Genomic DNA, 24,700 nt, shown 5'->3' on the forward strand with positions numbered 1-24,700 from the left:
GATCGGGCCCCGCATCGCCGTTGACCACGGCACCTTCGACGCTTCGCCCACAGAGAGCCTTCCACTCAGGTCTTGCATCGGCTGTCGTGCCTGCTGTTCCCGGCCTTCGCACTGCATGAACCTGTGGGTTGCCATCGCGCAGTCCCTTTTGAGGTTCACGTTCCAAAAGAACGTGAAAAAACGGGTTTTTCAAACTTCACAAGAGTGTGGCGAGCAAAATGAACAGTCTGGCATGTGCAAAAGCGACAGATGCGTCCCGAACAGCCTCGAACAGACGACAACAGCCTTCATCCTCGATGGGGTGCTGAGGCCGGTCCATACCGCACGGCGGATACCTTGACCATAAGTCGCATTGCCGCACCCGTGGCAAACGGCGTTCAATATGTGAACACCAAGACTGAGTTGGCAGTGTCCGCGGAAGTGGCAAGAACTGCGAAGAGTCGGACATGGCGATCCTGGCCACCCCAGTGATCCTATGCTGTCAATTAGGTGCTGTAGATTGTGGAGACGCGTTAAATGGCGCAGAACGAATCGGTTGATGTAGTACTGGTAGGCGCGGGCATCATGAGTGCCACCCTGGCCGTACTGCTCAAGGAACTCGACCCGACGATCAAGCTGGAGGTCGTCGAGGCGATGGACTCCGGTGCCGCGGAAAGTTCCAACCCTTGGAACAACGCAGGGACGGGCCATGCTGGCCTGTGCGAGCTGAACTATACGCCCCAGGCCGCCGATGGCAGCATCGACATCAAGAAGGCCGTGCACATCAATACCCAGTTCGAGGTGTCCCGCCAGTTCTGGGCCTACCTCATTCGCAAGGGCGGCTTCGGCTCACCGCGCGCCTTCATCAACCCGGTGCCGCACCTGAGCTACGTCGAAGGCGACAAGGGTGTTGCGTTCCTCAAGAAGCGCTTCGAGCTGCTCAAGCAGCATCACGCCTTCGCCGAGATGGAATACACCGAAGACAAGGCCGTGATGAACGAGTGGATGCCGCTGATGATGCCAGGCCGCCCGGCCGACCAGCACATCGCCGCCACCCGCGTGATCAAGGGTACCGACGTCAACTTCGGCGCCCTGACCAACAAGCTGCTCAAGCAACTGGGCAACAGCCCGGACGCTCAGGTCAAGTACAGCAAGAAGGTCGTCGGCCTGCGTCGCAACGGCAGCGGCTGGACCGTCAGCATCAAGGACGTCAACAGCGGCGGTAGCCGTGAAGTCGACGCCCGCTTCGTGTTCCTCGGCGCCGGCGGCGCGGCCCTGCCGCTGCTGCAGATGTCCGGCATCCCCGAGAGCAAGGGCTTCGGCGGCTTCCCGGTCAGCGGCCAGTGGCTGCGCTGCGACAACCCGGAAATCGTCAAGCAGCACCAGGCCAAGGTCTACAGCCAGGCCGCGGTCGGCGCACCGCCCATGTCGGTCCCGCACCTCGACACCCGCGTAGTGGACGGCAAGAAGTCCCTGTTGTTCGGCCCGTACGCAGGCTTCACCACCAAGTTCCTCAAGCATGGCTCCCTGCTCGACCTGCCGCTGTCGGTGCGCATGGGCAACATCGGCCCGATGCTGGCCGTGGCCCGCGACAACATGGACCTGACCAAGTACCTGGTCAGCGAAGTGATGCAGTCGATGGAACAGCGCCTGGAGTCCCTGCGCCGCTTCTACCCTGAAGCCAAGGCAGAGGACTGGCGCCTGGAAGTCGCCGGCCAGCGCGTGCAGATCATCAAGAAGGACCCGAAGAAAGGCGGTATCCTGCAGTTCGGTACCGAACTGGTCGCGGCCCAGGATGGCAGCCTCGCGGCGCTGCTCGGCGCCTCGCCAGGGGCCTCGGTGACCGTGTCGATCATGCTCGAGCTGATCGAACGCTGCTTCCCCGAGCAGGCCAAGGGTGCCTGGGCCGCCAAGCTCAAGGAGATCTTCCCGGCCCGCGAAAAGGTCCTGGCCACCGACGCTGCGCTCTATCACAAGATCAGCGCGCAGAACGACGAAGCGCTGGAAATGGTCGAGGACAGCAGCCCGGCGCAGCAAAACTACGCCTGAGTCTGCCTGTAACGAAAAAACGCCCTTCGGGGTAATGCCAGTCAGTTAAGCCTTATCGGCTGCACTTGGGGCTGCTACGCAGCCCATCGCCGGCAAGCCGGCTCCCACAGGGACAGCACTGCCCTCAAGGCTGACGCGTTACTTGTGGGAGCCGGCTTGCCGGCGATGGGTGTGCAGCGCCCCGTATCCTTAACTGACAGGCATTACCCTTCGGGCGTTTTTTTGTGCCTGGTGTATCGGTGTCGGCCCTATCGCGGGGCAAGCCCCACAGAGCAACGCATAACGATTTTGCAGGTCCTTGTGGGAGCGGGCTTGCCCCGCGATAGGCCGGTACAGGCCTACCTCTTAACTGCGGGCTTTATCGATGATCTCGATGTACTCGGCCGCATTGCGCTGGTCGGCAATCAGCTGGACGAAGGTCTTGCCCTGCTCGTCCTTGCCGTCCAGGTCCAGGCCAGCCTCAACGAAGAAGCCGACGAAGCGCTCGAAGTCGTCGACGCGCAGGCCACGGTAGGCCTTGATCAGCTTGTGCAGCGAAGGCGAAGTCTGTCCGTCGGCCGGCTCGAACCGAAGGAACGTCTTGACGTAGTCGTCGCTGATCTCGTCACCAATCACCTGCTTCTTGTCTTTACGCATTGCCGACTCCAAGTGGACCATCACGGACATTTCAAAGGCCGGCAGTGTACCCCTCGTGGCCCACGGGCCTCAACGCGTACGTACGGTGCCGGTGTGCAGGTCGGCCCACACGTGGCCGTTGGGGTAGGTGAGAAACTGCACGTACAGGGTTTCGTTGCGCAGCAGATCCATGATCACGCGGTAGTTGGCCATCGGGTAGCTCAAAGTCAGGGTCCGTGTTTTCTCGTCGAAGGCTGGCTTCTTCAGGCTCTTGCCACCCTCTCCATCGAAATTGACCAGCACCTGGCTAATGGTCGCCCCCTTGCTCAGCGGCTTGCCCTTCAGGCGCAGCAGCAGCGAGGAGGTGATCGGGATGGGTTGCTGGTCGGACTGACGCTGGATACCGGCCACCACCGAATAGTCGGTCACCTGCAGCAACTGCTGGGCCGAAGGGGCTTGCTGGCGCAAGGCCAGGTCGTCGGGGGGCAGGAACTGGCCATGCAGCGGCGCCGCGGACAGCGGTAGGCTCACCGCCAGCAGGAAAGGAAGAATCGCACGCATGTGAGGCTCCTTGGCAGGGAGAAGCACTCTAGCATGGTGCTGGGCTGAAGATAGTGGGGCGCGTTGCAGCCCCAGACTCACTCGAACTGCGCGCGCATCCAGGCGTGGTACTCGGCCACGCCTTCCTCACCTTCGCGCGGCGCCCAGTGGGCATGCTCGCCCTCGCCGACCGGCCGGTACGGCCCGGCCTTGCACTCGAACAGGATGCTGTCGGCCTCCAGCACCACCAACCCATGGTAGGTGCCCGGCGCCAGATCGACGCCCAGGCAGCCGCCCCCCGCCTGCAACACGCGCTTGCCGGTCACCACCCCCTGGTCGTCGAAGATCAACAGGCCCAGGCGGCCCTTGAGCACGATCAACGCCTCGGCCTTGTCATCGCTCAGGTGACGGTGGGGCGGAATGTACGTGCTCAGCTGCAAGCCGACCGCCATGCGGTGGCAAGGCTCTTCCATCTGGTGGAAGTTGTGGTGCTGGCGGCCGCGCGGGTTGTCGGCGGCCTTCTGCGCCAACCCGGCAAACAGCGTCTGATCGATGAATGCGGGCTGGCGCATGGTCACAGGCCCTTGACGGCGAAGATGCCGTTGGCGTTGCGCCAGTAGCCTTTGTAGTCCATACCGTAGCCGAAGATGTAGCGGTCGACGCACGGTAGGCCTACGTAGTTCGCCTTCAGGTCCGGGCTGGCCTTGCGGTCGTGGTCCTTGTCGATCAGCACGGCGGTGTGCACCGAGCGGGCCCCTGCATGCTTGCAGAAGTCGATGATGGCGCTGAGAGTGTGGCCTTCGTCGAGGATGTCGTCGACGATCAGCACGTCGCGGTCGATGAACGAGATCTCGGGCTTGGCCTTCCAGAACAGTTCGCCGCCGCTGGTCTGGTTGCGGTAGCGAGAAGCGTGCAGGTAGGAGGCTTCCAGCGGGAACTGCAGGTGGGTCAGCAGCTTGCCGGCGAAGATCAGGCCGCCGTTCATGACGCAGAAGACCACCGGGTTCTTGTCGTGCAGGTCTTGGCAGATCTGCTGGCCGACCTTGGCGATGGCCGCTTCGACCTCGGCTTCGGTGTACAGGCAGTCAGCCTCGCGCATGACTTGACGGATATGCTCGAGATCGGCGGACATGGCGCTCTCCAGGGGGCTCGGAATTGGAAAAGCGGGCAAAGGTACGCATCCGCTCGTCACAGATCAAGCATTTATGGACTAACGTGCAGAATGACTGGACGACAGCTCAGGCTGAATAGATTAATCTAGCGCGGTTTTTTTGCCCGCCTCCCGGAGCCCTCCCTATGCCTACTCGTGAGATCCGCCATCCGCTGATCCGCCACAAGCTCGGCCTGATGCGCCGTGCCGATATCAGCACCAAGAACTTTCGCGAACTCGCCCAGGAAGTCGGCGCCCTCCTGACCTATGAAGCCACCCAGGACCTGCCGCTCGAAACCTACGAGATCGACGGCTGGTGCGGCAAGGTGCAGGTCGAGAAGATCGCCGGCAAGAAGATCACCGTAGTCCCGATCCTGCGCGCCGGCATCGGCATGCTCGACGGCGTGCTCAGCCTAGTGCCGGGCGCCAAGGTGAGTGCCGTGGGCGTCGCCCGCAACGAAGAGACCCTCGAAGCGCACACCTACCTGGAAAAACTCGCGCCGGACATCAACCAGCGCCTGGCCCTGATCATTGACCCGATGCTGGCCACCGGCGGTTCGATGGTCGCCACCATCGACCTGCTGAAAAAGGCCGGCTGCAAGGAGATCCGCGCGATGGTCCTGGTCGCGGCCCCCGAAGGCATCGCCGTGGTGGAGAAAGCCCACCCCGACGTGCAGATCTACACGGCCTCGATCGACCAGCGCCTGAATGAACACGGCTATATCGTCCCCGGCCTGGGCGATGCCGGCGACAAGATCTTCGGCACCAAACAGAAGGACGCCTGACCATGCAGGACGGCTTCAACGACCCGCTTTGGCGCCAGGTCGTCTCGGGTGCGCAGATGCTCTTCGTAGCATTCGGCGCACTGGTGCTGATGCCGCTGATCACCGGCCTCGACCCCAACGTGGCCCTGTTCACCGCCGGTATCGGCACCCTGCTGTTCCAACTGGTCACCGGGCGCCAGGTTCCGGTCTTCCTGGCCTCGAGCTTTGCCTTCATCACCCCGATCATCCTCGCCAAGGGCCAGTTCGGCCTGGCTGAGACCATGGGCGGCGTGATGGCGGCCGGCTTCGTGTACACCTTCATGGGCCTGATGGTGAAGATAAAGGGCACCGGCTTCATCGACCGTATGCTGCCACCGGTGGTGATCGGCCCGGTGATCATCTCCATCGGCCTTGCCATGGCGCCGATCGCCGCCAACATGGCCATGGGCAAGGGCGGCGACGGCAGCGTATTGATGCCGTACAAGACCGCGATGCTGATCTCCATGCCGGCGTTGCTGACCACACTGATCGTGGCCGTGTTCGGCAAGGGCATCTTCCGTCTGGTGCCGATCATCGCCGGCGTGCTGGTGGGCTTTGGCCTGTCGTTCGCCTTCGGCGTGGTCGACACCGCCAAGATCGCTGCCGCGCCTTGGCTGGAGCTGCCCAAGTTCACGGCCCCTGCATTCAACTGGCAGGCGATCCTGTTCATCGTACCGGTAGCGCTGGCGCCGGCCATCGAGCATATCGGCGGGGTGATCGCCGTGGGCAGCGTGACCGGCCGCGACTACCTGAAGAAGCCCGGCCTGCACCGCACCCTGCTCGGTGACGGCCTGGCCACCACCGCAGCCGGCCTGTTCGGCGGCCCGCCCAACACCACCTATGCCGAAGTGACCGGCGCGGTGATGCTGACCAAGAACTACAACCCGAAGATCATGACCTGGGCGGCGATCTTCGCCATCACCCTGGCCTTCATCGGCAAGTTCGGCGCACTGCTGCAGAGCATCCCGGTACCGGTGATGGGCGGCATTCTTTGCCTGCTGTTCGGCTCGATCGCGGCGGTGGGCATGAACACCATGATCCGCCACAAGATCGACCTGGCCGAGGCACGCAACCTGGTGATCGTCTCGGTGACCCTGGTGTTCGGTATTGGCGGTGTGTTGATCGGCAGCGGCGACGGCCCGGATGACTGGGGCCTGAAAGGCATCGCCCTGTGCGCCATCGTGGCCATCGCGCTGAATCTGATCCTGCCGGGTAATGACAGCTGGAAGCACAAGCAGCTGGATAACTGAGATCACGGGGCTGCTGCGCAGCCCTTTCGCGGGACAAACCCGCTCCCACAGGGTTCACCGCAGCCCTTGTAGGAGCGGCCTTGTGCCGCGAAAGGGCCGCAATGCGGCCCCAGCCATTTAGGCCTTCTCGCACATCCGCGCCAGTACCCTCACCCACTCTGGGTGATCATTCAGACAAGGCACCAGCACCAACTCCTTGCCCCCCGCCTCGATGAACTGCTCGCTGCCGCGCATGCCGATCTCTTCCAGCGTCTCGATGCAATCGGCAACGAACGCCGGGCACATCACCAGCAGCTTCTTCACCCCCGCCTTGCCCAGCTCGTCCAGGCGCGTCTCGGTGTAGGGCTCGATCCATTTGGCGCGCCCCAGGCGCGACTGGAACGACACCGACCACTTGCCGTCCGGGATTCCCATCTTCTGCGCAAACGCCCGCGCGGTGGCCAGGCATTGGCCGCGATAACAGACTGCTCGCATCTGAGCGCTGGCATCCTTGCAGCAGTCGGCGGCCTGGAAGTCATGCTTGCCAGTCGGGTCGAGCTTCTTCAAGTGCCGTTCGGGCAGGCCGTGGAAGCTCAGCAGCAGGTGGTCGTAGTCCTGCTCCAGGTACGGCCTGGCACTGGCGGCCAGCGCCTCGATGTAGTCGGGGTGTTCGTAGAACGGCTGCAGCACGCGCATCTGCAACGGCAGCCGGCGCTCAGCGATGGTCTGCTTCGCCAGCTCCACTACCGTGGTCACGGTGCTGTCGGCGAACTGTGGATAAAGCGGCGCCAGGGTGACCTTGCGCACGCCTTGGGCCGCCAGGCGCTCCAATACCTCGGGCAAGGCGGGCTCGCCGTAGCGCATGGCGATTTCCACCGGGCCATGGGGCCAATGCTCGGCCATCGCCGCCCGCAGGCGCCGGGTCAGCACCACCAGGGGCGAGCCCTCGTCCCACCAGATCGAGGCGTAGGCGTGGGCCGACTGTTCCGGGCGCTTGATCAGGATCAGCGACACCAGCAGGCGCCGTACGGGCCAGGGCAGGTCGATCACGTAGGGGTCCATGAGGAACTGGTTGAGGTAACGGCGCACGTCGGCCACCGAGGTGGAGGCCGGCGAACCCAGGTTGACCAGCAGCAGGGCGTGATCGGTCATGCAGCGTCCTATGTCAGAGGCGGCTGGACAGCTTGTCCAGCGCCGATTGCAGATCGTTGAAGCGGAACGTGAAGCCAGCCGCCAGCAGGCGAACCGGGCGAGCGCGCTGGCCACCGAGCAATAGCGTCGACAGCTCGCCCAGGCCAGCCTTGAGCAGCAGCGCCGGCACCGGCAGCACAGCGGGCCGATGCAGCGTGCGGCCCAGGCGCTTGGCGAATTCGCGGTTGCGCACCGGTTCCGGCGCGCAGGCATTATAAGGACCGCTGCAGTCCTTGTGCTGCAAGAGAAAATCAATCAAGGCGATCTGGTCTTCTATATGGACCCAGGGCATCCACTGTCGACCATCGCCCAAGGGCCCGCCCAGCCCCAGCTTGAACGGCATGCGCAGGCGCGACAAAAAGCCGCCGTCGCTGGCCAGTACCAGGCCGGTGCGCACCAGCACCACGCGGATACCCAGCCGTTGTGCACGCTGGGCGGTTTCTTCCCAGGCGATGCACAACTGGCTGGCGAAATCCTCCTTCACCGGCGGCGACGCCTCGGTCAGCTCGCGCTCGCCACCATCGCCATACCAGCCCACTGCCGAGCCTGAAATCAGCACCTCGGGGCGCTGCTCGCGGCTTTCCAGCCAGGCCAGCAACTGCTCGGTGAGGGTGATGCGGCTGGCCCACAGCAAGGTCCGCCGCGCAGCCGTCCAAGGGCGATCGGCGATGGGCGCACCTGCCAGGTTGACCACCGCATCCACCCTGTCGTCCGCAGCCAGTTCATCCAGACGGGCGATACCGCGCACACCCGTACCGCAAATGCCTGGCACCTTTTCGGGGCGCCTGCTCCAGACCGTCAGGCGATGCCCCTGGTCGCGCCAGTACTGGCAGAGGTGATGGCCGATCAAACCTGTACCGCCGGTCAGCAATATATGCATGGCTGTGTCCTCGCAAGCTGCGCCCGTGGTCTATTTTTAAGAACAAAGGCACTTTTTAGACCGGATGCTCTCGGATAAACATAGGCCAACCTGCCCTACCGAGCGGAATAACCTTATACAAAAAAAGAGCATTGTACAGGTTTTCCTGACCGCGTAGTCTGCTAACAGCAAGGTTCGAAGAGGCCATCATGACAGTACCTATTGCCATCATCGGTGCCGGTATCGCCGGCCTGTCTGCCGCACAGGCCCTGCAGAAAGCCGGGCAGACCGTTCACCTGTTCGACAAGGGCCATGGCAGCGGCGGCCGCATGGCCAGCAAGCGCAGCGAGGCCGGTGCGCTGGACCTCGGTGCCCAGTATTTCACCGCGCGCGACCGGCGCTTCGTCGAGCAGGTGCAGCACTGGGTCGCCGCAGGCTGGGCCGAGCAATGGAAGCCGCAGTTGTACAACTACCGCGACGGCGAGCTGACGCCCTCTCCCGACGAGCAGATACGCTGGGTAGGCGTGCCGCGCATGAGCGCCATCACCCGTGGCCTGCTCAAGGACGTGACGGTGAACTTTGGTTGCCGCATCGCTGAAGTGTTCCGCGGTAAACAGTACTGGCACCTGCAGGACACCGAAGGCTGCAGCCACGGCCCGTTCAGCCGTGTGGTGATCGCCGTGCCCGCGCCGCAGGCCACACCCCTGCTGGCCGCGACGCCGAAGCTCGCCGCCGTGGCCGCAGGCGTGCAGATGGAACCGACCTGGGCAGTCGCCCTGGCGTTCCAGTCCGCCCTCGACACCCCCATGCAAGGCTGCTTCGTGCAGGACAACCCGCTCGACTGGCTGGCCCGCAACCGCAGCAAGCCCGGGCGCGACGAACACCTGGACACCTGGGTATTGCACGCCACGTCCAGTTGGAGCAAACAGCACATCGACCTGCCCAAGGAAGACGTGATCGAACAGCTGTGGGGCGAGTTCGCCGAGCTGGTAGGCTGCGTGGTACCCGCCCCTACCTTTGCCCTGGCGCACCGCTGGCTCTATGCCCGCCCGGCCGGCAACCATGAATGGGGCGCCCTGGCCGATGCCGACCTGGGCCTGTATGCCTGTGGCGACTGGTGCTTGTCCGGCCGCGTCGAAGGCGCCTGGCTCAGTGGCCAGGAAGCCGCCAGGCGGCTGCTGGAGCATCTGGAGTGAACGCGCCTTTACAGGCCTGAGCCAAGCACCGCAGCGGCGGTGCTCGCGCTCGAATGGCCGGTCACGGCGCGCCCTGCCTAAAAATCGCTTGCATAACCCCGCTGCTGTGTTGAAATCGACTTGTACAAAAAAATACACATGTACAGGTTTTATGGATGCAGCGATGAAGGATGCAGACAACCAAGCCATCACCCCCTTCCAAGCCCAGGCACATGCGCAATGGCAGCACCTGCTTGCCGAAGGCCTGAGCCGTGGCGCATTGGTGCGCTTCCACTCCCGCTACAAGTACCTGGTAATGGCCTGCAGCCCCAAGGCCTACCGTGAACTGGGGCGCCTGCTGGGCAGCATGTCCGGTGATGACGATCCGCAGCGGGTCGGCGCGAATTATTTCATCCAGTTGCAGCAAGCCCTGCAGCACACGCCCAGCCGAGGCACCCACACCAATGTGCTGCAGCATCTGAGTGGTTACCTGCGCCCCGTGCTGGCACAGCACGAGCGCAGCCAATTGCAGGAAACCATCCGCCACTACCAACAAGGCAGCGTGGCGCTGACGGTTCCCCTGGCACTGCTCAGGCACTACTTGCAGGAACATCCTGACCCTTACCTGCTGCAGCAGGTCTATCTGCAACCCGCCCTCCATTCCCCAGCTGCCGCATAACCCGACGAGGCGCTTCACCATGCAATTGATCTGGCTGCGCACCGACCTGCGCGTCGAGGACAACCACGCGTTGAGCGCCGCCTGCGCGCACGGGCCAACCATCGCCTTGTGGCTGGCCAGCCCCGGCCAATGGCAGGCCCATGACGATGCCGCCTGCAAGGTCGACTTCTGGCTGCGTAATTTGCAGGCCTTGCGCCAGTCGCTGGAGCGGCTCGACATACCGCTATTGATCCGTCAGGTCGACACCTGGCAGCAAGCGCCCCAGGCGGTGCTGGAGGTATGCCGGCACTATAAGGTGCAAGGCGTGCACTGGAACGAGGAATATGGCGTCAACGAACAGCAGCGCGACGCACGCACCCAGGCGTTGCTACACGAGGCCGGCATCGCAGCCCAGGGCTATCTCGACCAACTGTTGCTGCGCCCAGGCGCGGTACTGACCCGCAGTGGCCATTACTTCCAGGTGTTCGGCCAGTTTCGCAAGGCATGCCTGGAACACCTGCGCCTGAGCCTGCCGCCCCTGGCCCCGCGCGTGAGGAGGCAGGCGCCGACCGGCATCGCCAGCGATCCGATCCCCCAAGGGTTCCCCGGCTTTGCCGCTCCAATGCGAAGCCTGCGCGAGCATTGGCCGGCGGGTGAAAACGAAGCGCAGCGCCGCCTCACCCGTTTCATCGATGAAACCGTCGAGGATTATCCGCGCCTGCGCGACCTGCCCGCCAGAACCGGTACCAGCCAACTCTCGCCTTATCTCGCCGCCGGCGTGATCTCGCCACGCCACTGCCTGCACGCAGCCCTGCTCAGCAACCAGGGCGAGCTGGACAGCGGCAACGCCGGCATACAAACCTGGATCAATGAGCTGCTCTGGCGGGAGTTCTACAAGCACATCCTGGTGGGTTATCCACAGGTCGCCCGGCATCGGGCGTTCCGCGCCCACACCGAGGCCTTACCCTGGCGAGACGCCCCCGAGGACCTGGAGGCCTGGAAGGCCGGGCGTACCGGCTTTCCGCTGATCGACGCGGCCATGCGCCAGCTGCTGCATACCGGCTGGATGCACAACCGCCTGCGCATGGTGGTCGCCATGTTCCTGAGCAAGAACCTGCTGATCGACTGGCGCCTGGGCGAGCGCCACTTCATGCGCCACCTGATCGACGGCGACCTGGCCGCCAACAACGGCGGCTGGCAGTGGAGCGCGTCCACCGGGACCGATGCGGTGCCGTACTTCCGGATCTTCAACCCGATCAGCCAGTCGCGTCGCTTCGATCCACAAGGGCAGTTCATCCGGCACTGGCTGCCGGAGCTGGAGGGGTTGGATGACAAGGCGGTGCATGAGCCCGGAGGCAGCGGCGACCTGTTCGCGGCGCCCTACCCGCGGCCGATCGTCGACTTGGGCAACAGCCGGGCGCGGGCCTTGGCGGCGTTTCAGGCCCTGAAAGGTTGAGCCGGGCGCGCAAGGCCGCATTCCTGTAGGAGCGGCCTTGTGCCGCGAAAGGGCAGCACAGCAGCCCCTTCACCGAGGGAAAGAATGAACCGGCCCGGCCCCACCCCAGAGCAGCGGCAGCACTGTGCCCAATGACTGCGGCTGCGCGCTGGTCCAGAATACGGCCCCCCGCGCCGGCCCCTCGGCCAACAGGTTTCGCGCGACCAGCAGGCGCTGCAGCTGTCGCGCTACGGCTGCGCCGGTATCGATGATCGCCACGTCCGAGGGCACCAGCTGCGCCAGCAGCGGGCGCAGGAAGGGATAGTGGGTACAACCGAGGATGACGGTATCGCACCCGGCCGCCAGCAAAGGCTGCACATAGCCCAAGAGCAGCTGGCGCAGCTCGGGGCTGTCGAGGTCGCCGGCTTCGATACGTTCGACCAGCCCAGGGCACGGCTGGGTCACCACCTGCACATCACTGGCGAAACGGTCGAGCAAGGCCGCGAACTTGGCACTCTGCAAGGTGCCAGTGGTGGCCAGGACACCGACCACGCCCGAACGGGTGGCCAACGCCGCCGGCTTGACCGCCGGCTCCATGCCCACCAGGGGCCAATCCGGATACAGCTCGCGCAGGTCGGCAACCGCGGCCACCGTGGCGGTGTTGCAGGCCAGCACCATGGCCTTGGCGCCCTGCTCGCGGAAGAACTCGGCAATGTGACGCAGGCGCTGGCGGATGTAGTCCGGGGACTTCTCGCCGTAGGGCACGTGGCCGCTGTCGGCGACATACAGCAGCGACTCGTTGGGCAGCAGGCGCTGGATCTCGGCGAGCACCGACAGGCCGCCGACCCCCGAGTCCATCACGCCTACCGGCGCCGAGCGCTCAGCCATGCCGGCTGCCACACACCGGGCACGCCGGGTCGCGCTTGACCCGCAGTTCGCGCATGCGCGTGCCGAGGGCATCGATCAGCAGCAGGCGGCCGATCAGCGGGTCACCGAAACCGGCCAGCAGCTTCATCGCCTCCAGGGCCTGCAAGCTGCCGACCAGGCCAACCAATGGCCCGAGCACGCCGGCTTCGCTGCAGGTCAGCTCGGCTTCGCTGCCATGGCCGTAGAGGCAGTGGTAGCAAGGGCTGTGGTCACGACGCGGGTCGAACACCGACAACTGCCCTTCCAGGCGAATCGCCGCGCCACTGACCAGCGGCTTGCCGGCAGCGAAGCACGCGGCGTTGACCGCCTCGCGGGTGGAAAAGTTGTCGGAGCAGTCCAGCACTACATCGACCGCTGCCACGGCCGCGGCGAGCGAATCTTCGTCCAGTGCCTGGCGATGGGCGACCAGGGTGATCTCGGGGTTGATCGCCTGCAGGCGCTTGAGTGCCGAGTCGACCTTGCTCATGCCCACGCTGTCGCTGTCATGGATGACCTGGCGCTGCAGGTTGGTCAGGTCGACGGTGTCGAAATCGGCCAGGTGCAGCTCACCCACGCCGGCAGCGGCCAGGTACAAGGCCACCGGCGAGCCGAGCCCACCCAGGCCGACCACCAGTGCCTTGCTGCGCTTGAGCCGCAACTGGCCGTCGATGTCCACCTGGGCCAGCAGAATCTGCCGGCTGTAACGCAACAGTTCCTGATCGCTCAGCATGGCAGTCGCCCCATGGTAATACGTTCGTGGTCGGCCAGGTCGCGCTGGCTGGCCACCTCGCCAAAGCCGTGGCTGGCCAGCAGTTCGCGCACCGCCGCCGCCTGGTCATAGCCGTGCTCGAGCAACAGCCAGCCGCCGGGCAGCAGGTGCTCGGGCGCCTGGGCGATGATCACGCGCAGGTCGTCCAGCCCGTCGGCGCCCGCCACCAGCGCGCTGCTGGGCTCGAAACGCACATCGCCGGCCACCAGGTGCGGGTCGTCTGTCGCGATATAGGGCGGGTTGCTGAGGATCAGGTCGAAGCGCTCGCCGGCCACGGCGTCGTACCAGTTGCTCAGGCGCACCTGGACATTGCCCAGGCCAAGGCGCTCACGGTTGCGTTCGGCCAAGGCCACGGCCTCCGGGACGCGGTCCAGCGCCGTCACCTGCCAGGCCGGGCATTCACTGGCCAAGGCCAGGGCGATGGCGCCGGTGCCGGTGCCAAGGTCGAGCACACGCGCAGGGCGAGCCGGTACTCGGGCCAGGGCCGCTTCCACCAGCAGTTCGGTCTCCGGGCGCGGGATCAACGTGTGCGGTGCCACTTCCAGGTCCAGCTTCCAGAAGCCTTGCTGGCCGAGGATATAGGCCACCGGCTCACCGGCACGGCGGCGCGCCAGGTAGCCGGCGAACGTCTCGGCCGCCTCGCTGTCGACGATGCGCTCAGGCCAGGTGTGCAGGTAGCTGCGCGACTTGCCCAAGGCCGCGGCGAGCAACAGCTCGGCATCCAGGCGCGCGGTCGGCGAATCCGGCAGCTGCGCATTGTGCAACAGGCTGGCGATGATGGTCATTCAATCCCCCAGGGCGGCCAGCTGGTCGGCCTGGTACTCGGCCAGCAGGGGCTCGATCACGGCATCGACACCGCCGGCCAGGATATCGTCGAGCGAATACAGGGTCAGGTTGATGCGGTGATCGGTCACCCGGCCCTGTGGATAATTGTAGGTGCGGATGCGCTCGGAGCGGTCGCCCGAGCCCACCAGCAGCTTGCGCTCGCTGGCGATGGCATTCTGCGCGGCGCTGGTCTGCATGTCGTTGAGCTTGGCTGACAACCACGACATGGCCCGGGCGCGGTTCTTGTGCTGGGACCGCTCCTCCTGGCACTCGACCACGATACCGGTGGGCAAGTGAGTGATGCGGATCGCCGAGTCGGTCTTGTTGACGTGCTGACCACCGGCACCGGAGGCGCGGTAGGTGTCGACCCGCAGGTCGGCCGGGTTGATCTCGATGGCGACCTGCTCGTCCGGCTCGGGCAGCACGGCCACGGTGCACGCGGAGGTGTGGATACGGCCCTGGGATTCGGTCTCCGGCACCCGCTGCACGCGGTGCGCGCCGGACTCGAACTTGAGCTTGCCGTACACGCTCTCGCCCTCGACCCGGGCGATGATTTCCTTGTAGCCGCCGTGCTCGCCTTCGTTCTCGGAGAGAATCTCCAGGCGCCAACCACGTTTCTCGGCATAGCGCGAATACATGCGGAACAGGTCGCCAGAGAAAATCGCCGCCTCGTCGCCGCCGGTGCCGGCGCGGATTTCGAGAAACACGTTGCGACCGTCGTTGGGGTCCTTGGGCAGCAGCATACGCTGCAGCTGCGACTCCAGGCCGACCAACTGTTCCTTGGCCTCGCGGACCTCCTCGACGGCCATCTCGCGCAGGTCCGGGTCACTGTCCTTGAGCAGCGCCTGGGCACCTTCCAGATCGTCCTGGACCTTGCGCCACTCTTTATAGGCGTCGATCACCGGCTCGACTTCGGCGTACTCGCGCGAATAGGCGCGAAAACGCGTCTGGTCGGTGATGACTTCAGCATCGCCCAGCAGGGCGGTGAGTTCCTCGAAGCGGTCCTGGAGCGTGTCCAGTTTATTGAGCAGCGACGCTTTCATTGCGGGGTCTTGTCCGTCGAGCCCTCGTTGAGGGCAAAGAGTTCCTGGGCCATGGCCAGCGCATCGAGGCGGCCTTCGGCGGAGAGCTTTTTCAGTTGCACGCTGGGCGCATGCAGGAGTTTGTTGGTCAACCCACGCGCCAGTTGGGCCAGCACTTCTTCGGGGTTGCCGCCATTGGCCAGCAGGCGCTGGGCCTTTTGCAGTTCTTCGTCGCGCAGGCGCTCGCTTTGCTGGCGGTAGGCCTTGAGCACATCCACCGCAGCCAGCTCGCGCAGGCGCACCATGAAGTCCTCGGCGCCCACCGACACCAGTTCCTCGGCGGCCTGGGCTGCGCCCTGGCGGCTCTTGAGGTTTTCCGCGACCACTTCGTGCAGGTCGTCGACGGTATAGAGGTAGACGTCGTCCAGCTCGCCGACCTGCGGCTCGATATCCCGCGGCACGGCGATGTCGACCATGAAGATCGGCTTGTGCCGGCGCTGCTTCAGCGCGCTTTCCACTGCACCCTTGCCGAGGATCGGCAATTGGCTTGCCGTGGAGCTGATGACGATGTCGCTGTTGGCGAGCTCCTGGGGGATGTCGGACAACAGCACCGCATGGGCCCCGAACTGCTCGGCCAGGGTGCTGGCCCGTTCGAGGGTGCGATTGGCCACGACGATCCGGCGCACCCCTTGCTCGTGCAAGTGGCGGGCGACCAGGGTGATGGTCTCGCCGGCACCGATCAACAGCGCCTGGCTGCGCCCAAGGTCGCTGAAGATCTGCTTAGCCAGGCTGACGGCGGCGAAGGCCACCGAAACCGGGTTTTCGCCGATGGCGGTGTCTGTGCGCACTTGCTTGGCGGCACTGAAGGTGGCCTGGAACAGGCGCCCCAGCAGCGGGCCGATGGTGCCGGCTTCGCGGGCGACAGCGTAGGCGGACTTCATCTGACCGAGAATCTGTGGCTCGCCGAGCACCAGGGAATCCAGGCCGGAAGCGACGCGCATCATGTGCTTGACAGCATCGTGCTCCTCATGGATGTAGGCGCTGGCGCGCAGCTCGTCGAGGCTCAGCTGGTGGTACTCGGCCAGCCATTGCAGCACCGCGTCGGCGGCCAGGTGGTCCTGCTCTATATAGAGCTCGCTGCGGTTGCAGGTCGACAGGATCGCGGCCTCGCGGCTGGCGGTCAGTCGGCAGAGCTGCTGCAGGGCATCGACCAGCTGCTCTGGCGTAAACGCCACGCGCTCGCGTACGTCTACCGAGGCAGTCTTATGGTTGATACCAAGTGCAAGAAAGGCCATGCAAGGTCGCTGGTTGTGACGAGAAGCCGATAATTGTCCTACTTCGCAGGTTCCAGAACAACCACCGTTCGCTATTGTCGTGATAGCAGGGGTGCATGCCTGGGGATGGCTACATGAGGACAGCTATCGCGGAACCCTCCTCCCCCCAGAAGGTCGCAGTTAACCAGACACCGCACTGGTGGGTTTGCCCTCGCGCTTGTGTCATCATGCTCCGACCGCCGGTAAGTCCTTCTTAAGCCCCTTTATATGAACAGACCTTACGCATTGCTGCTTGCCTTCGCCCTGCTCCAGGGCTGCCAGAGCCTGGCCCCGCAAACGGCCGAGCCACCCGTGGCCGAGGCCGGCAAAGGCGAACCGGAAAAGCCCGTGGTGTATGGATCGTTCAAGCAGGAAACGCTGTACAGCCTGCTGGTGGCCGAACTCGCCGGCCAGCGCAACCGCTTCGACATCGCCCTGGCCAACTATGTCGACCAGGCCGAGAAGACCCAGGACCCAGCGGTCTCCGAGCGCGCCTACCGCATCGCCGAGTACCTGGGTGCCGACGAGCCGTCCCTGGATACCGCCCTGATCTGGGCCCGCAACGATGCGCAAAACCTCGACGCCCAACGCGCCGCCGCCATCCAGTTGGCCCGCGCCGGGCGCTACGACGAATCCATGACCTACATGGAAAAAGTCCTCCAGGGCAAAGGCGACACCCATTTCGACTTCCTCGCCCTGTCGGCCGCCGAAACCGACCAGAACACCCGCGACGGCCTGCTGCAAAGCTTCGACCGCCTGCTGGTCAAGCACCCGGACAACGGCCAGCTGGTATTCGGCAAGGCCCTGCTGCTCAACCAGGACGGCAAGACCCAGCAAGCCCTCGACCTGCTCGAGGCGCACCCTCCACAGAACGGCGAAGTGGCCCCGGTGCTGTTGCGCGCACGCCTGCTCCAGGCCCTGGACCGCGGCCCGGAAGCCCTGCCGCTGCTGCGCGGGGCCATACGCGACAACCCCGACGACAAGCGCCTGCGTCTGACCTATGCCCGCACCCTGGTCGAACAGGACCGCATGGCCGATGCCAAGGCCGAGTTCGAAAGCCTGCTGCAGCAGTACCCCGAGGATGACGAGCTGCGCTATTCGCTCGCCCTGGTGTGCATGGAGAACAAAAGCTGGGACGAAGCCGAAGGCTACCTGCAGGAACTGGTCGAGCGCGACAGCAATGTCGATGCCGCGCACCTGAACCTGGGCCGCATCCGCGAGGAGCGCAGCGACCCTGAAGCGGCCCTGCGCGAGTACGCCCTGGTCGGCCCAGGCCCCGACTACCTGCCGGCGCAGCTGCGCCAGGCCGACATCCTCATCGCCAACGGCCGTGCCACCGAGGCCTCGCGCCTGCTCGCCGAGGCGCGCGAAGCCCAGCCCGACTACGCCATCCAGCTGTACCTGATCGAAGCCGAGAGCTACGGCAACAACAGCAAGGACGCCCAGGCCGAGCAGGTCCTGGCCCAGGCCATCAAGCGTTACCCGGACGACCTCAACCTGCTCTACACCCGCGCCATGTTGGCCGAAAAGCGCGATGACCTGCCGCAGATGGAAAAAGACCTGCGCGCCATCATCGAGCGCGAGCCGGAAAACGCCATGGCCCTGAACGCCCTCGGCTATACCCTGGCCGACCGCACCACCCGCTACGCCGAAGCCAAGGCGCTGATCGAAAAAGCCCACCAGCTCACTCCGGACGACCCGGCAGTGCTCGACAGCCTGGGCTGGGTGAATTATCGCCTGGGCAACCTCGACGAGGCCGAACGCCTGCTGCGCCAGGCCTTGGAACGCTTCCCCGACCACGAAGTGGCCGCCCACCTGGGCGAAGTCCTCTGGGCCAACGGCAAGCGCCGTGAAGCCCGCCAGGTCTGGGCCAAAGCCTTCGAAGGCCAGCCCGACAGTCCCATCCTGCGCAAGACCCTCCTGCGCCTGACCGGATCAGAGACCCTGTAGATATGTTCCTGCGTCATTGCATTACCTTCACCCTGATCGCCCTGCTCGCCGGCTGCGCCGGTTTCACCAGCCGCGAAGCCTTGCACGGTCAAGGCGACCCGCAGCAGTGGCGTGCCCATAAAGCGCAGTTGAGCACCCTCGACGGCTGGCAAATCAACGGCAAGGTCGGTATCCGCGCCCCACGCGACTCCGGCAGCGGCACCCTGTTCTGGCTGCAACGCCAGGACTACTACGACATTCGTCTGGCCGGCCCCTTGGGCCGTGGCGCCGCCCGCCTGACCGGACGCCCCGGCGGCGTGGTACTGGAGGTGGCCAACCAGGGCCGCTACGAAGCGCCAAGCCCTGAAGCCCTGCTCGAAGAGCAGCTCGGCTGGCAGTTGCCGGTCTCGCACCTGGTGTGGTGGGTTCGCGGCCTGCCCGCGCCCGACAGCAAGAGCCAGCTGACCCTGGACGGCGACAGCCGCCTGGCCAGCCTGAAGCAGGACGGCTGGCAGGTCGAGTACCTGAGCTACACCCAGCAGAACGGCTATTGGCTGCCCGAGCGCCTGAAGCTGCACGGCCAGGACCTGGACGTCACCCTGGTGGTCAAGGACTGGCAACCCCGCCAGCTGGGGCGCTGATCCATGGGCACGCTGACCCTGCCGGCCCCGGCCAAGCTCAACCTGTGGCTGCACATCACCGGCCGCCGCCCGGACGGCTATCACGAGCTGGAAACCGTGTTCCAGTTCCTCGACCACGGCGACGAGCTCAGCTTCGCCCTGCGTGACGACGGCCAGGTCCGCCTACACACCGAGATCGAAGCGGTCCCCCACGACAGCAACCTGATCGTGCGCGCAGCCCGCATGCTGCAGGCACAATCCGGCACCTCGCTGGGCGCCGACATCTGGCTGGACAAAGTCCTGCCCATGGGTGGCGGCATCGGTGGCGGCAGCTCCGATGCCGCCACCACCCTGCTGGCGCTGGCACACCTGTGGCAACTGGACTGGAACGAAGACCGCCTGGCCGCCCTGGGCCTAGCCCTCGGCGCCGACGTGCCGGTGTTCGTGCGTGGCCATGCCGCCTTCGCCCAGGGGGTGGGCGAGCAACTGACCCCGGTCGACCCCGAAGAGCCCTGGTACGTCGTGCTGGTGCCGCAAGTGTCTGTCAGCACAGCGGAAATTTTTTCGCATCCAGAGTTGACACGTGATTCCCTCCCCCTTAAGATGCGCCCCGTTCCCGAGGGAAACAGTCGAAATGACTGCCAACCGGTGGTCGAGCAACGTTATCCAGAAGTTCGCAATGCGTTGAATTCCCTGGGTAAATATACGGAAGCTCGAATGACCGGCACTGGAAGTTGCGTGTTTGGGGCCTTCCCAAGCAAAGCCGAAGCTGATAAAGTTCTGGCCCTTCTTTCAGAGACCCAAACAGGGTTTGTGGCAAAGGGAAGCAATATTTCGATGTTGCATCGCAAGCTGCAAAGTCTGATCAAGAAGTCGAGTGCCTAGCGCTCGCAGCAACAGATACAGGGGCGTCGCCAAGCGGTAAGGCAGCAGGTTTTGATCCTGCCATGCGTTGGTTCGAATCCAGCCGCCCCTGCCATTTTCCTTATACTCATCCAGGTTACCCTCAGCCTTCAGGTACTGCGCGTGTCCAAGATGATGGTCTTCACGGGGAATGCCAACCCCGATCTGGCTCGGCGTGTTGTACGTCAGCTGCATATTCCACTGGGTGATGTTTCTGTCGGTAAATTCTCCGACGGCGAAATCAGTGCTGAGATCAATGAAAATGTTCGTGGTAAGGACGTCTTCATCATCCAGCCAACCTGTGCTCCTACCAATGACAATCTGATGGAACTGGTGGTGATGGCCGACGCCTTCCGCCGCTCCTCAGCGTCTCGAATCACCGCCGTGATTCCCTACTTCGGATACGCCCGCCAGGACCGTCGTCCGCGTTCGGCACGTGTAGCCATCAGCGCCAAAGTCGTCGCTGACATGCTCACTGTCGTGGGTATCGACCGTGTACTCACCGTCGACCTGCACGCTGACCAGATCCAGGGCTTCTTCGATATCCCCGTCGACAACATCTACGGCTCGCCCGTACTGGTCGACGATATCGAAGACCAGCGTTTCGAGAACCTGATGATCGTCTCCCCGGACATCGGTGGCGTGGTACGTGCGCGTGCCGTGGCCAAGTCCCTGGGCGTCGACCTCGGGATCATCGACAAACGCCGCGAAAAGGCCAACCATTCCGAGGTCATGCACATCATCGGCGATGTCGAGGGGCGCACCTGCATCCTGGTAGACGACATGGTCGATACCGCCGGCACCCTGTGCCACGCGGCCAAGGCCCTGAAAGAACACGGTGCTGCCAAGGTTTACGCCTACTGCACACACCCTGTCCTGTCGGGCCGTGCGATCGAGAACATCGAGAAGTCGGTACTGGACGAGCTGGTGGTGACCAACACCGTCCCGCTGTCCGCCGCTGCTCAAGCCTGTGACCGTATCCGCCAGCTGGATATCGCACCGGTTGTCGCTGAAGCGGTACGTCGCATCAGCAACGAAGAATCGATCAGCGCGATGTTCCGCTAAGCGGAACAGACGCTGACGAAAAGCGCCCCGCCCCGACACTGGTTGTCGGGGCGGGGCTTTTTTGCCATCCCCGTTGGCGCTGGTCGCAAACGCCCTCGGGAGGCTATTTTGGAGAAACAAAATGACTGACTTCACCCTGAACGCCCAAGCGCGTACTGACCTGGGGAAAGGTGCGAGCCGCCGCCTGCGTCATTCCGCCAGCATCCCTGCCGTTGTTTACGGTGGTGATAAAGAAGCCCAATCCCTGACCATCGTGGCCAAGGAAATCGCCAAGCTGTTCGAAAACGAGGCTGCCTTCAGCCACGTTCTGGAACTGAATGTCGACGGCGCCAAGCAGAACGTCGTGGTCAAGGCCCTGCAGCGTCACCCGGCCAAAGGCTTCATCATGCACGCCGACTTCGTTCGCGTCGTTGCTGGCCAGAAGCTGACTGCCAAGGTACCGGTTCACTTCATCAACGAAGAAGCCCCGGTCAAGAAAGGCGGCGAGATCTCCCACGTCGAGTCCGAGATCGAAGTGTCCTGCGAAGCCAAGGACCTGCCTGAATTCATCGAGGTCGACCTGGCCAACGCTGAAATCGGCACCATCATCCACCTGTCGGACCTGAAAGCTCCGAAAGGCGTAGAGTTCGTCGCTCTGGCCCACGGTGATGACAAAGCTGTTGCCAACGTCCACGCCCCGCGCGTTGCCGCTGAAGCAGCTGAAGGCGCTGCCGAGTAATCCACTCGCGCGCCGGCGTTGATCGGGTTACAGTGCCGCGCGCACCGTAACCCACCAACTCCAAGGAAGAGCCCCTGACGTGACCGCCATCCAGTTGATCGTCGGCCTGGGTAACCCCGGCCCCGAATACGAACAGACCCGGCATAACGCAGGGGCTCTTTTCGTAGAACGCCTTGCCAGCGCCCAGCGCGTTTCGCTGTCCGCTGACAAAAAATATTTCGGCCTGACGGCGAAGTTCAGCCATCAGGGCAACGATGTTCGCCTGCTGATCCCCACCACCTACATGAATCGCAGCGGCCAGTCCGTAGCGGCCTTGGCCAATTTCTTCCGCATCAAGCCGGAAGCGATCCTGGTGGCGCATGACGAACTCGACCTGCCTCCGGGCGTCGCCAAACTCAAGAAGGGCGGCGGCCATGGTGGGCACAACGGCCTGCGCGACATCATCGCGCAGCTCGGCAACCAGAACGACTTCCACCGCCTGCGGCTTGGCATCGGCCACCCGGGCGACGCCAAACTGGTCTCCAACTTCGTCCTGGGCCGCGCACCGCGCGCCGAGCAGGAGAAGCTCGACGCCAGCATCGATTTTGCCCTCGGCGTGATGCCGGACGTCCTCGCCGGCGACTTCGCCAAGGCGATGCGCGAACTGCACAGCCAGAAGGCCTGATTTCCTAGAGAGGGGAATACCCATGGGTTTCAATTGCGGCATCGTCGGCCTGCCCAACGTCGGCAAGTCCACCCTGTTCAACGCCCTGACCAAGTCCGGCATCGCGGCAGAGAACTTCCCCTTCTGCACCATCGAGCCGAACAGCGGCATCGTGCCGATGCCCGACGCACGCCTGGACGCCCTGGCCGCGATCGTCAAGCCTGAACGCGTGCTGCCCACCACCATGGAATTCGTCGACATCGCCGGCCTGGTCGCTGGCGCTTCGAAAGGTGAAGGCCTGGGCAACAAGTTCCTCGCCAACATCCGCGAGACCGACGCCATCGCCCATGTGGTGCGCTGCTTCGAAGACGAGAACGTGATCCACGTCTCCAACAGCGTCGACCCCAAGCGTGACATCGAGATCATCGACCTGGAACTGATCTTCGCCGACCTCGACAGCTGCGAGAAGCAACTGCAGAAGGTCGCACGCAACGCCAAGGGCGGCGACAAGGACGCCTTGGCACAGAAGGCTCTGCTGGAAAAACTCATCGCCCACTTCACCGACGGCAAGCCGGCCCGCAGCCTGATGAAGGACATGAGCGCCGAAGAGAAGGCCGTTATCCGCGGCTTCCACCTGCTGACCAGCAAGCCGGTGATGTACATCGCCAACGTTGCCGAGGACGGCTTCGAGAACAACCCGCACCTGGACGTGGTCAAGGCCATCGCCGAGGAAGAAGGCGCGATCGTGGTGCCGGTGTGCAACAAGATCGAAGCCGAGATCGCCGAGCTGGAAGAAGGTGAAGAGAAGGACATGTTCCTCGAGGCCCTGGGCCTGGAAGAGCCTGGCCTGAACCGCGTGATCCGCGCCGGTTACAGCCTGCTCAACCTGCAGACCTACTTCACCGCCGGTGTGAAGGAAGTCCGCGCCTGGACCGTACGCGTCGGCGCCACCGCCCCGCAAGCCGCTGCCGTTATCCACACCGACTTCGAGAAAGGCTTCATCCGCGCCGAAGTGGTGGCCTACGACGACTTCATCCAGTTCAAGGGTGAGGGCGGCGCCAAGGAAGCCGGCAAATGGCGCCTGGAAGGCAAGGACTACATCGTCAAGGACGGCGATGTGATGCACTTCCGCTTCAACGTGTGATAACCATACGTTAGAAAAAACCCCTTGAGGACAGGCGCCTCAAGGGGTTTTTCTTTTGGCGCCTGCCCTTGTAAGAGCGGCGGTGCGGCGGTCCGACTTGTCCCGCGATCAAGGGCGCAGCCCTTGCCAGGCGACGGTGATATGACAAGCCCGCTCCTTGTGACTGGTGCTGCTGGCCAGGCGAACCAGGCAGCGACGGCCCACTCAAACACTATTCAAGAATGGTGACCGTCGCGGTAGTGCCCGCGCGCAGTGGTGGCGCATCGGCCGCGCGCTCCAGGCGCAGACGCACCGGGATGCGCTGGGCCAGCTTGACCCAGGTGTAGCTCGGGTTGACGTTGGCCAGCAGGCGGTTGCCCGGCTGGTTCTCCCGGTCGGTGATCGCATAGGCGATGCTTTCCACGGTGCCTTGCAGCCGCTCGCCGCTCATCAATTCGATGCGTGCCCGGCTGCCGATCTTGATCTTCGGCAGCTTGGTTTCCTCGAAGTAACCGCTGACATGGAACGACTCGCTGTCCACCAGGGCCAGCAGCGGCGCGCCGGGCTGGGCGAAGTCACCCTGACGGGTCAGCAGGTTGGTCACGTAGCCATTGACCGGGGCGCTCACGCGGGTGTGTTCAAGGTCCAGGCGCGCTTGCTTGAGCGTGGCTTCGGCGAGTTTCACATTGGCCTGCGCCAGCCCCAGGTTGGATTGCTCGCGCAGCAGGTCCGCCTGGGCCACGGCGACATCGGTGCCGGACTTTTCCCATTCTTCGGCAGAAATCGCCGACATCGATTGCAGCTTACGGCGCCGTTGCTCCTCGCTGCGCCGCTGCTTGAGCAACGCCTCGCTGGCGACGATGGCGGCCTGTGATTGCCCCAGGGTGGCTCGGGCCACCTCGACTGCGCGCTCGGCATGCAGCACGGCCAGTTCGTAGCGGGCAGGGTCGATCTGCAACAGCAAGTCGCCGCGGTGGACGAACTGGTTGTCCTGCACAGGTAGCTCGATGATGCGCCCGGCGACTTCCGCCGACAAGGTCACCACATCCGCGCGTACCCGCGCATCGCGGGTCCAGGGCGCGCGGGTGTAGTAGTTCCAGGCGAGCCAGACCAGGCCGACGGCAATCGCCAACACCACCAAAGTCAAGGCCTTGGCCACAACAGGTTTCAACGCAGGCATT

General features: G+C 64.3%; 24 protein-coding genes, 1 tRNA gene and 1 pseudogene. 14 read left to right on the plus strand and 12 right to left on the minus strand.

What is annotated here, in order from left to right; genetic code table 11:
- Positions 1-516: 516 nt before the first annotated feature.
- A complete protein-coding gene (gene mqo, locus IRZ56_RS03935; RefSeq protein WP_196143725.1) occupies positions 517-2,028 on the plus strand; it encodes a malate dehydrogenase (quinone) in 1,512 nt (503 codons plus the stop codon).
- Positions 2,029-2,373: 345 nt separating this feature from the next.
- Here the strand turns inward: mqo and IRZ56_RS03940 are convergent, their stop codons facing one another.
- The 4 genes from IRZ56_RS03940 to IRZ56_RS03955 form a co-directional block, all read right to left on the minus strand.
- Positions 2,374-2,664: a PA4642 family protein gene (locus IRZ56_RS03940; RefSeq protein ID WP_196143726.1), complete on the minus strand. Its 291-nt coding sequence runs from the start codon at positions 2,662-2,664 to the stop codon at positions 2,374-2,376.
- A 69-nt stretch (positions 2,665-2,733) separates the two neighbouring features.
- Complete coding sequence (locus tag IRZ56_RS03945; protein WP_196143727.1) at positions 2,734-3,204, minus strand: hypothetical protein; 471 nt, start codon at positions 3,202-3,204, stop codon at positions 2,734-2,736.
- Between the two features lie 77 nt (positions 3,205-3,281).
- On the minus strand, positions 3,282-3,755 hold the full coding sequence (locus tag IRZ56_RS03950) for a WbuC family cupin fold metalloprotein (protein ID WP_196143728.1): 474 nt from the start codon (positions 3,753-3,755) through the stop codon (positions 3,282-3,284).
- Positions 3,756-3,757: 2 nt separating this feature from the next.
- Positions 3,758-4,315, minus strand: a complete 558-nt coding sequence (locus IRZ56_RS03955) for a hypoxanthine-guanine phosphoribosyltransferase (RefSeq protein ID WP_084858579.1) — start codon at positions 4,313-4,315, stop codon at positions 3,758-3,760.
- Positions 4,316-4,479: 164 nt separating this feature from the next.
- Between IRZ56_RS03955 and upp the strand changes: the two genes are divergently transcribed.
- Both upp and IRZ56_RS03965 read left to right on the plus strand, forming a co-directional pair.
- Complete coding sequence (upp, locus tag IRZ56_RS03960; RefSeq protein WP_028691132.1) at positions 4,480-5,118, plus strand: uracil phosphoribosyltransferase; 639 nt, start codon at positions 4,480-4,482, stop codon at positions 5,116-5,118.
- Between the two features lie 2 nt (positions 5,119-5,120).
- Positions 5,121-6,386, plus strand: coding sequence for a uracil-xanthine permease family protein (locus tag IRZ56_RS03965; RefSeq protein ID WP_196143729.1), 1,266 nt, complete (start codon positions 5,121-5,123; stop codon positions 6,384-6,386).
- 117 nt (positions 6,387-6,503) lie between these two features.
- Here IRZ56_RS03965 and hemH read toward each other — a convergent pair whose 3' ends face one another.
- Both hemH and IRZ56_RS03975 read right to left on the minus strand, forming a co-directional pair.
- Entirely contained in the window at positions 6,504-7,517 is a 1,014-nt protein-coding gene (gene hemH, locus IRZ56_RS03970; RefSeq protein ID WP_196143730.1) for a ferrochelatase, read from the minus strand.
- 13 nt (positions 7,518-7,530) lie between these two features.
- A complete protein-coding gene (locus IRZ56_RS03975) occupies positions 7,531-8,436 on the minus strand; it encodes a TIGR01777 family oxidoreductase (RefSeq protein WP_196143731.1) in 906 nt (301 codons plus the stop codon).
- Between the two features lie 188 nt (positions 8,437-8,624).
- Between IRZ56_RS03975 and IRZ56_RS03980 the strand changes: the two genes are divergently transcribed.
- The 3 genes and pseudogenes from IRZ56_RS03980 (at position 8,625) to phrB (ending at position 11,704) form a co-directional block, all read left to right on the plus strand.
- Positions 8,625-9,611 (plus strand): NAD(P)/FAD-dependent oxidoreductase, encoded by a 987-nt coding sequence (locus IRZ56_RS03980; protein ID WP_084858583.1) that lies wholly within the window; start codon positions 8,625-8,627, stop codon positions 9,609-9,611.
- A gap of 208 nt (positions 9,612-9,819) precedes the next feature.
- Positions 9,820-10,269: pseudogene (locus IRZ56_RS23105) on the plus strand (YbgA family protein); the annotation flags it as partial.
- A gap of 19 nt (positions 10,270-10,288) precedes the next feature.
- Complete coding sequence (gene phrB, locus IRZ56_RS03990; protein ID WP_196143733.1) at positions 10,289-11,704, plus strand: deoxyribodipyrimidine photo-lyase; 1,416 nt, start codon at positions 10,289-10,291, stop codon at positions 11,702-11,704.
- Positions 11,705-11,773: 69 nt separating this feature from the next.
- On the opposite strand, the gene murI is transcribed toward phrB, so the two are convergent.
- From murI to hemA, 5 genes are read right to left on the minus strand one after another with little or no spacing between them, the layout of a single operon-like run.
- Positions 11,774-12,571 carry a glutamate racemase gene (murI, locus tag IRZ56_RS03995; RefSeq protein ID WP_196143734.1) on the minus strand — a complete coding sequence of 266 codons (798 nt, stop codon included), beginning with the start codon at positions 12,569-12,571 and terminating at the stop codon, positions 11,774-11,776.
- Complete coding sequence (locus tag IRZ56_RS04000) at positions 12,564-13,319, minus strand: molybdopterin-synthase adenylyltransferase MoeB (RefSeq protein ID WP_196143735.1); 756 nt, start codon at positions 13,317-13,319, stop codon at positions 12,564-12,566. The genes murI and IRZ56_RS04000 overlap by 8 nt, the downstream gene beginning before the upstream one ends.
- Complete coding sequence (gene prmC, locus IRZ56_RS04005; protein WP_196143736.1) at positions 13,313-14,143, minus strand: peptide chain release factor N(5)-glutamine methyltransferase; 831 nt, start codon at positions 14,141-14,143, stop codon at positions 13,313-13,315. Before prmC ends, IRZ56_RS04000 begins: the two co-directional genes overlap by 7 nt.
- Positions 14,144-15,226 (minus strand): peptide chain release factor 1, encoded by a 1,083-nt coding sequence (prfA, locus tag IRZ56_RS04010; protein WP_196143737.1) that lies wholly within the window; start codon positions 15,224-15,226, stop codon positions 14,144-14,146.
- Positions 15,223-16,500, minus strand: a complete 1,278-nt coding sequence (gene hemA / locus IRZ56_RS04015; RefSeq protein ID WP_196143738.1) for a glutamyl-tRNA reductase — start codon at positions 16,498-16,500, stop codon at positions 15,223-15,225. Before hemA ends, prfA begins: the two co-directional genes overlap by 4 nt.
- Positions 16,501-16,746: 246 nt before the next feature.
- On the opposite strand from hemA, the gene IRZ56_RS04020 reads away from it, so the two are divergent.
- The 8 genes from IRZ56_RS04020 to ychF all read left to right on the plus strand — a co-directional run bounded on the left by IRZ56_RS04020 (position 16,747) and on the right by ychF (position 23,540).
- Positions 16,747-18,468: a tetratricopeptide repeat protein gene (locus IRZ56_RS04020; RefSeq protein WP_196143739.1), complete on the plus strand. Its 1,722-nt coding sequence runs from the start codon at positions 16,747-16,749 to the stop codon at positions 18,466-18,468.
- 2 nt (positions 18,469-18,470) lie between these two features.
- On the plus strand, positions 18,471-19,088 hold the full coding sequence (gene lolB, locus IRZ56_RS04025; RefSeq protein WP_196143740.1) for a lipoprotein insertase outer membrane protein LolB: 618 nt from the start codon (positions 18,471-18,473) through the stop codon (positions 19,086-19,088).
- A 3-nt stretch (positions 19,089-19,091) separates the two neighbouring features.
- Positions 19,092-19,952: a 4-(cytidine 5'-diphospho)-2-C-methyl-D-erythritol kinase gene (ispE, locus tag IRZ56_RS04030; protein ID WP_196143741.1), complete on the plus strand. Its 861-nt coding sequence runs from the start codon at positions 19,092-19,094 to the stop codon at positions 19,950-19,952.
- A gap of 19 nt (positions 19,953-19,971) precedes the next feature.
- Positions 19,972-20,046, plus strand: a tRNA-Gln gene (locus tag IRZ56_RS04035).
- A gap of 47 nt (positions 20,047-20,093) precedes the next feature.
- Positions 20,094-21,035, plus strand: a complete 942-nt coding sequence (locus IRZ56_RS04040; RefSeq protein ID WP_016391678.1) for a ribose-phosphate pyrophosphokinase — start codon at positions 20,094-20,096, stop codon at positions 21,033-21,035.
- Between the two features lie 121 nt (positions 21,036-21,156).
- The gene (locus tag IRZ56_RS04045; RefSeq protein ID WP_196143742.1) at positions 21,157-21,753 is read left to right on the plus strand and encodes a 50S ribosomal protein L25/general stress protein Ctc; all 597 of its coding nucleotides are present in this window, start codon (positions 21,157-21,159) and stop codon (positions 21,751-21,753) included.
- Between the two features lie 79 nt (positions 21,754-21,832).
- Positions 21,833-22,417, plus strand: coding sequence for an aminoacyl-tRNA hydrolase (gene pth, locus IRZ56_RS04050; protein WP_050703727.1), 585 nt, complete (start codon positions 21,833-21,835; stop codon positions 22,415-22,417).
- A gap of 22 nt (positions 22,418-22,439) precedes the next feature.
- On the plus strand, positions 22,440-23,540 hold the full coding sequence (gene ychF / locus IRZ56_RS04055) for a redox-regulated ATPase YchF (protein ID WP_196143743.1): 1,101 nt from the start codon (positions 22,440-22,442) through the stop codon (positions 23,538-23,540).
- Positions 23,541-23,751: 211 nt separating this feature from the next.
- Here ychF and IRZ56_RS04060 read toward each other — a convergent pair whose 3' ends face one another.
- The gene (locus IRZ56_RS04060; protein ID WP_419183246.1) at positions 23,752-24,699 is read right to left on the minus strand and encodes an HlyD family efflux transporter periplasmic adaptor subunit; all 948 of its coding nucleotides are present in this window, start codon (positions 24,697-24,699) and stop codon (positions 23,752-23,754) included.
- Position 24,700 lies beyond the last annotated feature (1 nt).

It is taken from the genome of Pseudomonas guariconensis (assembly GCF_015680235.1).
In the GTDB taxonomy this organism is placed as follows: domain Bacteria; phylum Pseudomonadota; class Gammaproteobacteria; order Pseudomonadales; family Pseudomonadaceae; genus Aquipseudomonas; species Aquipseudomonas guariconensis_A.